7 protein-coding genes are annotated in these 7,789 nt (G+C 61.0%); all 7 read left to right on the top strand.

Going from position 1 to position 7,789, the window contains the following annotated elements; translation table 11 throughout:
• The first annotated feature begins 394 nt into the window (after window positions 1–394).
• Complete coding sequence (locus PHF39_RS13295; protein ID WP_300224915.1) at window positions 395–1,207, top strand: hypothetical protein; 813 nt, start codon at window positions 395–397, stop codon at window positions 1,205–1,207.
• Between the two features lie 144 nt (window positions 1,208–1,351).
• Window positions 1,352–3,151: a DUF3344 domain-containing protein gene (locus tag PHF39_RS13290; RefSeq protein ID WP_300224913.1), complete on the top strand. Its 1,800-nt coding sequence runs from the start codon at window positions 1,352–1,354 to the stop codon at window positions 3,149–3,151.
• Entirely contained in the window at window positions 3,135–4,109 is a 975-nt protein-coding gene (locus PHF39_RS13285) for a DUF3344 domain-containing protein (protein WP_300224911.1), read from the top strand. The genes PHF39_RS13290 and PHF39_RS13285 overlap by 17 nt, the downstream gene beginning before the upstream one ends.
• Before the next feature lie 9 nt (window positions 4,110–4,118).
• Entirely contained in the window at window positions 4,119–4,787 is a 669-nt protein-coding gene (locus PHF39_RS13280) for an ABC transporter ATP-binding protein (protein WP_300224909.1), read from the top strand.
• Window positions 4,784–5,998 carry an ABC transporter permease gene (locus tag PHF39_RS13275; protein ID WP_300224908.1) on the top strand — a complete coding sequence of 405 codons (1,215 nt, stop codon included), beginning with the start codon at window positions 4,784–4,786 and terminating at the stop codon, window positions 5,996–5,998. Before PHF39_RS13280 ends, PHF39_RS13275 begins: the two co-directional genes overlap by 4 nt.
• Window positions 5,999–6,032: 34 nt before the next feature.
• Window positions 6,033–7,136, top strand: coding sequence for an ABC transporter substrate-binding protein (locus PHF39_RS13270; RefSeq protein WP_300224907.1), 1,104 nt, complete (start codon window positions 6,033–6,035; stop codon window positions 7,134–7,136).
• Window positions 7,137–7,303: 167 nt separating this feature from the next.
• A partial coding sequence (locus PHF39_RS13265) for a DUF3344 domain-containing protein (protein WP_300224905.1) occupies window positions 7,304–7,789 on the top strand: 486 nt, incomplete at its 3' end.

Here is a 7,789-nt window from a genome sequence, read left to right as displayed (position 1 = left end):
ACTGGAAAATAGTAATTCAGTTCTCAGGTATTGTTACAGATAATGCATGTCAGTATTACACTATCTAAGGTCATAGTATATTTATGACTTCCACACCGGGAACGTAAGAAAAACAGGGAGGGAAAACACCTCCCCGTGCCCGGGAGGATCGCCCGGCACGGCCGGGCGGGCCGCTTTGTCCCGTCATGGGAAACCGTTCTCCGGCGATACGGATCCCGTAAGGCTGGCCGGTGTATGCCGGGCAGCCGTCCGGCCGGAATGATGCCAGCCTGTTTAGTAATACTTCTCCACCAAAGTCGTAACACTTTTTTTAGAAAAGTATTACAAAGTAGTAAAAATAAGTAAATATTTATCATGAATGAATGAAAACCAGATTGTTACAGGAGATCGATACATGAAAACGTCACTTGGAAAGATGACCCGGAACGAAGCCGGGGCAAAGGCATTTCTCCTGAAGGCCGGCATACTCCACGGGGTCCAGCCCTGCATGCTCTGCGGCAGCACGCACGTGAGTCCGGCCGGGCGGGGACGGACACGGTGCAATGACTGCGGTTTCACCTGGGGCTTACGGAGGGGGAGCATCATCGAGAACACGCGCCTCACCTACCTCCAGTTCATCCGCATCGCCCGCCACTTTGCCGACGAGATCCCGCCTGCTGATGCTGCGGAGCGGCTCCATATCAGTCTCTCCGCTGTAGACCATCTTTACCACCGGATCCGCCTCTCCTTTGCCGATGGGATGGCCGGGACTGCTATCCTGAAGGAGCCGGGCACCGAGCCGATCTACCCAAGGGCCCGGCCCGGCCCGGTAATCTTCGGCATCCACTACAGTCCCGAGACCGTCCGGATCGAACCGCTCCCCCCGGCGACAAACGATCTTATCGTCGACCTGGACATCCCGTGGCCCCTCCGGGGGAACATCCTCTTCATCGACACCTGCGAAAAGACCTGCCACGGCCTGATCGCGTATTACCCGGACCGGGAGAACCAGGAAGTCGTCCTCGTCCAGCCGAAGAACCGGACGCACTGGCCCCCGCTCACGGTCTTCTGGAAATACGCCCAGACCAGCTGGTCGCGGCACCGGTACCTGAAACGGGACGCTGTCCCGGCGTATGTCCAGGAACTCGCGTTCCGGTACAACCACCGGCATAAGGACATGTTCCATGCAATCCTGGAACAACTGTCCGGATACGAACAACCCGCATAATCCCCGGCCGGCCCGGCAGCAGGTATCGCCGGCTGCCCGGTCTGGCCACGCCGGATCGTGCCGGAACCCGCCGCAATAAAATCATCATATTTATCTGAAATTGTAACATGGAATGAATCATACGTAACAACACTGGTATTTATCATGAGAAACACCTGCCATGCAACCATTCTCCTCCTCCTTCTTGCATCGGCGCTTCTCGCATATCCCGCAGGAGCGCTCTACGATTTCGAGGGGCTTCCCCTCGCCGTTGCCGCACAGGGCACCGTCGAAGGCAACGTCATCGTCTTCGGGCAGTACGGCCTGAAGAACCCGCCGTACGAACTCGGCTTTTCGCTCCCCTCGGCCCCCCGGTTCGCCCGGGTCTATACCGGGGTCTGGGGCGGAACGGAAAAGTATACCGGCTGGGCGGACATCACCATCAACAACAAGAAGAAAGTCAGGTACCTCCTCAACGGCGACCGGGACGTGAACCGGGAGCTCTACGAGTCCGGCCACGGCATCTACTGGATCGCGTACGACCCGACCGATCTCCTGACAAAGGGGGACAACCTCGTATCCGTGACAACAAGCAAGGGCGAAGCCGGCAACAAGCTGGACGGCCGGGTCTATGCGATCGTTGTGATTGCAGCAGTCGACGACCCGGGGGCCGGCGGGACCCAGTACTGGATCGCGGAGGGCAACGAGAACCTCCATGGCGAGGGCTGGGCCGGGACCAATCCCACGAAGCATGAGGATGCAAACGTCGCCTTTACCAGCGCAGGGCTGTCCGGCATGACCCGGGCCAACCTCTCGGTCCTCCTCCTGGCCGGGGGAAAGGGCCAGCCGGATTACGTGCAGCTCAACGGGCAGTATCTCGGGAAACCGGTACGGAACGCCTCCGGCCCGAAGGTCACGGACATTGGCGACGAGGTCTCGTTCAATGCGGAGGGGGGTGCAGGTACCCCTTCGCGGTATGCCGACATGGAGGTATTCGACGTCACAGCACACGTATCGGAGGAGAACACGGTACGGTTCATCCGGGGCCTCGACCTGGACGGGGACGGGACCATTGCCACGACGGGCGATGCACCGGAGGGCGAGGACTACATCCACCCGGTCCTCGCAATCCTCACCATAACAAAATCCGGCACCGGCGCGGGGACCGATCTTGCAGCAGAAGGCCTCCGGGCTGAGAACGCATTTGCAGGCGAGAACGCGGTCCTGGAGGCGACCGTACGGAGTTACGGTGTTCCCCCTGCCGGGCCTGTCCCCGTCATGTTTGCCGTCGATGGGAAGACCCTCAACACCACGCAGGTCGTGGTCCCCCGGAGCGGGATTGCCGTAGTGCAGGTCCCCTGGGTGGCAGCGGCAGGGAGCCACACCATTACCGCAGGGGTTGCAGCGCCCGCCGATACCCGGCCTGATAACAACGAGGCCTCGCTGTCGCTGAAAGCCGGCACCCCTCCCGACCTCTCTGTCCGTATCGGATCGCCCGTGGTAATGGGGAACACAGCTGCGGCCGTAACAAAGTCCCCGCTTTCGGCCTTTTGGGCAATCGCTGCGGTCGGGCTCCTTCTCGCATGGCATGGCAGGCGGAGATACCCGTCGCCCGTGCAGGCCGGATCGCTCCTCCTCGCCCTCATGCTGGTCATCCCCGCCATTGCCGTACCGGTTGCAGCGGAGACGGGTGCACGGGAATATACCCTCCCCCTCCAGGTGACAAACAGCGGGGGGAGCGATGCCCCCGGGTTCACGGTGTCTGTATATCTCGATGGCGAGAAGATCGCCGCCAAACGAATCGATGCCGGGCTCGCTGCCGGGGCAACAACGGATATCCCGATCCCGGTTTTTGTCGCCCCGGGCACCCACGAAGTGAAGGTCGTTGTCGACGAAGAAGGGGCAATAAAGGACAGCAGCCGGGGCAACAACCATGCGCAGGGCCGGTATGACTTCCCGGGCTAGGCTGGCGATGGCACTGGCCTGCACAGCCCTCCTCGTCGTGCCGGTCCTCGCGACCTATGCCGGCGACAAACCGCTTGCCGATGCCTTTACCTGCGAAGGGAAATGCGGGTACAGCTTCTCGACCGGCAACAGCACGTACAGCGGGACGATCTATCCCGGCGACCGGTATGCGGTCTCGTTCGCCCCCGGTATACCGGAAGACGCGGTCGTGAAATACCAGCGATACTATGTCTACTGGGCCTGGAGCCGGAGGGACCAGCAGACCGTCTACCCGGAGATCTCCATTGTACCGGGCCCCGGCACAGGAACCGTACCGGTCCGCGAAACACGGTATACCGACAACAAGGGGTTCAGCAGCCCAAGCGACTTCTACTCGGGCGTGGACACGTTCTCCGGCGAACATATCATACCCGGTGCCGGCCCGGTCGCCGTCACGGTAGAGAACAGCGGGGAAGGGAACAGCACCTTCGTGATCCAGGGCATCGGGCTCCTCACCGTGTACGGGAGCGCCTCGTCCCCGGAAGGTCTCGTCATCGCAAAGGAAGGGTGCGACATGCTCTACAACAGCTACGGCATCACCCCTGACATGGCCACGAGCAGCCTGGACTTCGGACAGGAGATCGACACAAAGAGAATAGAATCGGCCACGCTCCACCTCATCGCCCCATCCGGGGGGTACACACGCTCGGATGTCATCAGGAAAAACGCTTTGCAGTTCAACTACCGGCAGGGATCGGCGCTGCCGGAACTCTTCTCGGTGATAATCGGCCTTGTCTTCCCGGGTGCGAACGGGAAGGAATGGGTCGACATCTTCGACTCCGACGCGCAGCAGCAGATCGGGACCGAGGTGCGGGACGTCACGGCGTTTCTCGCCCCCCGGGGGAACACCGCGGCCGTACAGGACCGGGGAGACTACCTGCTTTTGACCAATGCCATCCTGCATGTCAGGTACCAGTGAGGGATATTCATGTGCACGACTATTGAAGCAGACCACCTGGGAAAAGTATACCGGGGCAGCATCCCTGCCCTTGGGGAAGCAAGCTTTACCATCGGAAAAGGGGAGTTCGTCACCCTCATCGGCAGGAGCGGGTCCGGCAAGAGCACGCTCTTAAACATCCTTGGTTGTCTCGACAGCCCGAGCTCCGGTTCTCTCACTCTCGACGGTGAACCTGTGGACTTCCGGGACCCGGCCCGGCTCGTATCGATACGGCGGCAGAAGATCGGGTTTATCTTCCAGCAGTTCAACCTCCTGCCGCACCTGACAGCGCAGGAGAACGTCGAATACCCGATGCTCTTCAATTACCGTGAGCCGGAGGTGCGGGCCCGTACGGCAGGCGGGCTGCTGGAACGCGTGGGGCTCGATGGCCGCAGGGACCACTACCCGGCCGAGCTCTCGGGCGGCGAACAGCAGCGGGTGGCGATCGCCCGGGCGCTCGTCTCCAACCCGCCGATCATCCTGGCCGACGAACCGACCGGCAACCTCGACCAGAAGACGAGCGGGGAGATCTTCTCCCTGATGCAGGAGATCGGCAGGGAACGGAAGGCCACGTTCTTTATCGTCACCCACGAGCGGGAGTTCGGGGAATATGCCGATCGTTCGTTCCGGCTCGTTGACGGGAAGGTGACCGCGATATGACGAAACTGCTCGACTTTGCCCGGCTCTCCGCACGCCAGCTGATGAAAAAACGGATGCGGGTGCTCCTGACCGCATTCGGGATCGCGATCGGCATCGCCGCCGTTGTCGCGATGGTCTCGTTCGGCGAGGGGATCCGGTACCAGGCGATCGAGACCATCAGGCAGCAGTCGGACCTCACGCTCATCGAAGTGACCGGGTCCATAAAAGACGGGACGGTCATCCCGATCACGGCATCCAAGGCTGATCTTGTGCGGAAGATCCCGCATGTCGAAGCGGCCGGGCCGGTATACAGGGTCTCCTTCTCCACCCTCCGCCAGACCTATATCGATGTGCTGGGGATCCGTGCGGGAGACCTCAAGGCACTGTTCCGGCCTGTCCTGGCCTCGGGGGAACTCTTCCCGGCATCGTCCAACCAGGTACTTCTCGGCCACGAACTGGCCGGGAAGCTGAAGAAGTACGAAGGGATACGCGAAGGCGACCTCTTCACGGTCGTTATCCGCGACTATAACGAGTACGGCGCGCCATCGGACCGCAAGCTGGCAGTAAAACCGGGAGGCACGCTTCGTGCACGGGAGGATGCCCTCGACAACCTGCTTATCATGGACCTGGATTCCGTCAGCGCCCTTTCCAACGAGTCCATGCCATACAATGCGGTGTACGTGCGGGTGGACGACCCGGAGAACGTGATGGCCGTGGCACGGGACGTCCAGTCCCTCGGGCTGACGGCAAACGGGGCATTCCGGCAGATCGAGTCAGTCAACCGGTTCATGGACCTCGTCATCCTCTTCCTCTCGATCTTCGCGGCCATCTCGCTCGTTGTCGGCGCCCTCATGATCGTCAACACCATGGTCATGTCGGTATACGAACGGACCCGCGAGATCGGCGTCTCCATGGCGCTCGGGGCATCGCAGGGGGACGTAGTGACGCTGATCCTTGCAGAGTGCCTGTATATCGGCATGATCGGCGGGATCCTGGGGGATCTCCTCGGGATATTCTTCTCCTGGGTGATCAACACCGCGGGAAAGGCATACCTGCTCTCCCAGACCGGGAACCTCTTTTCCGCGTTCGCCCGCTACGACCTGGCCCTGGTCACCCCCGGGATCCTTGTCGCAGCGTTCCTTGTCGCGGTTGTCCTCTCGCTGGTCTCCGGCATCTACCCGGCCTTCCAGGCAGCCCGCCTGAACCCGGTCGAGGCAATACGGCATACATGATTTTCTTACGAACAGGAAAAGGACAAGAACAGCCATGACAGAAAGAACCATGAAGAAAAAACCCTCCCGGTGGTCCGGTATCGCAGCCACGATGATCCTTGCGCTCCTGGTCCTTGCCGTGTGCGCCGGGACAGGGTGCGTGTCGAACCCGGACAGGACAGTAACCCCGGCAACGGCAGCACCTCCTCCCCTCACCCCGGATACGGTACCGTCAGCCAGTCCCACCGGCACCGGGCAGGCCCCCGGCACAACCGTCGGGCGCATCATCGTCACCAATGCCGATGCGGCAGAACTCCTCCTCGCAATCGGCGCAGCGGACCGTGTCGTCGGGATATCCGACACGGTGAAGAACCATCCCGTGCTCGGCCCGCGCTATGCCGGTGCAGAAAGTATCGGGTCCTGGCAGGCTCCCGATATCGAAACGATCCACTCGCTCCATCCCGATGCAGTCATCAGTTATTCGAGTTACACCCCGAAGAATGTCGACCGGATAACCTCGGCAGGCATCCCCCTCCTCCTCATCGACTGCTACAAGATCGATACCCTTGCGTCCGATACAAGAAGGCTCGGGAACCTGACCGGCAGGGATGCGGAAGCAGAAGAGTATATCGCGTTCATCGAACGGTACGAGGCGCTGGTCCGGTCCCCTGCCGCAGCTCACCCGCCCGCCAGCCCCCCACGGGTCTATATCGAGTCGTACTCCGATTATTCCGCCCTGACCTGGGGAAGCGGCGGCGACCTGCTGGTGACGATGGCCGGTGGCGAGAATATCGCAGGGCTGCTCCCGGTCTCCTCGCCGAAGGTCAATGCCGAATGGGTAATGGCCCAGGATCCCGACGTGATCATCAAGACCGCGGCATCGGGAAAGAACGAGACCGAGCTTCGCGAGATCCATGCAAAGCTTGTCGGCAGGACCGGCATCGCGAACACCAGCGCGGTCAGGAACGGGAGGGTATACGTGATCTCGGGAAGCGTCACCTACGGCCCCCGTTCGGTGATCGGGCTCGCCTGGGTTGCACGGATCCTCGATCCCGATAATTCCGGTGACATCGATCCCCGGGAGATCCAGGACGAGTATGCCGGCCGTTTTGTGGCAGGGACGAACACGACCGCCGCGATCTACCCGCAGCCCGGATAGCCCTGCCGGTGCGGATAGTGCCGGAATCCCCGGTGGCTGCCCCGGGCATTTCCCGGAACCCTGCCGGGACAGTTCCTTTGCTACTTTTTAATACTTTTTTCATAAAAAATCTGATAAATACTATAAAATTTTTTAATACCATCAGTCATATAAGATCCTGTATGATCATGGTCCTCTCTCATCTGTCCCGGTGCCTTCCCCGTCCTGTTGCCCCGGCAGCTGCCTGCACTGCGCAAACCCCTGGTACGATTAAGGAGAGCCCCTCTTCAGCGGCGAAGCGCCAGGGCATCGCCATAACAATCCTGGTCCTGCTTGCAGCCCTGTTCGCCCTCGCCCCGGCAGCGAATGCCAATGTCAACATGGGCGGTATCCCCCTCAGGACCGTGGACTCGGGAGTGGTCTCCGGGGGGGTCTGGTACGATACCTACAACGGGTTCGACAAGGGGTACGCGTACAAGTCCTTCAACCCCCCGGCCGCTACCGAAATCCAGTGGGCCAGGCTCTATGTCGGGGTCTATTGCGGCCACATGCAGAACAATTACCCGGGAAAGGCGGAGATAAGCCTCGATACGGACAACGACGGGAAAGGCGACCAGATCCTTGGCCAGGAGGAGATGAATGTCGAGTACACGTATCCCGGGAACGGCGGCACC

Source organism: Methanoregula sp. (assembly GCF_028712425.1).
GTDB lineage: Archaea > Halobacteriota > Methanomicrobia > Methanomicrobiales > Methanospirillaceae > Methanoregula.
The sequence above is the reverse complement of the archived record's forward strand: the minus strand, read 5'-3'. Positions and strand labels throughout refer to the sequence as shown.

Bases quoted from the DNA above. Each gene is read 5' to 3' on its own strand.
- PHF39_RS13295 (WP_300224915.1), top strand. From the start codon at position 395: ATGAAAACGTCACTTGGAAAGATGACCCGGAACGAAGCCGGGGCAAAG.
- PHF39_RS13290 (WP_300224913.1), top strand. From the start codon at position 1,352: ATGAGAAACACCTGCCATGCAACCATTCTCCTCCTCCTTCTTGCATCG.
- PHF39_RS13285 (WP_300224911.1), top strand. From the start codon at position 3,135: ATGACTTCCCGGGCTAGGCTGGCGATGGCACTGGCCTGCACAGCCCTC.
- PHF39_RS13280 (WP_300224909.1), top strand. From the start codon at position 4,119: ATGTGCACGACTATTGAAGCAGACCACCTGGGAAAAGTATACCGGGGC.
- PHF39_RS13275 (WP_300224908.1), top strand. From the start codon at position 4,784: ATGACGAAACTGCTCGACTTTGCCCGGCTCTCCGCACGCCAGCTGATG.
- PHF39_RS13270 (WP_300224907.1), top strand. From the start codon at position 6,033: ATGACAGAAAGAACCATGAAGAAAAAACCCTCCCGGTGGTCCGGTATC.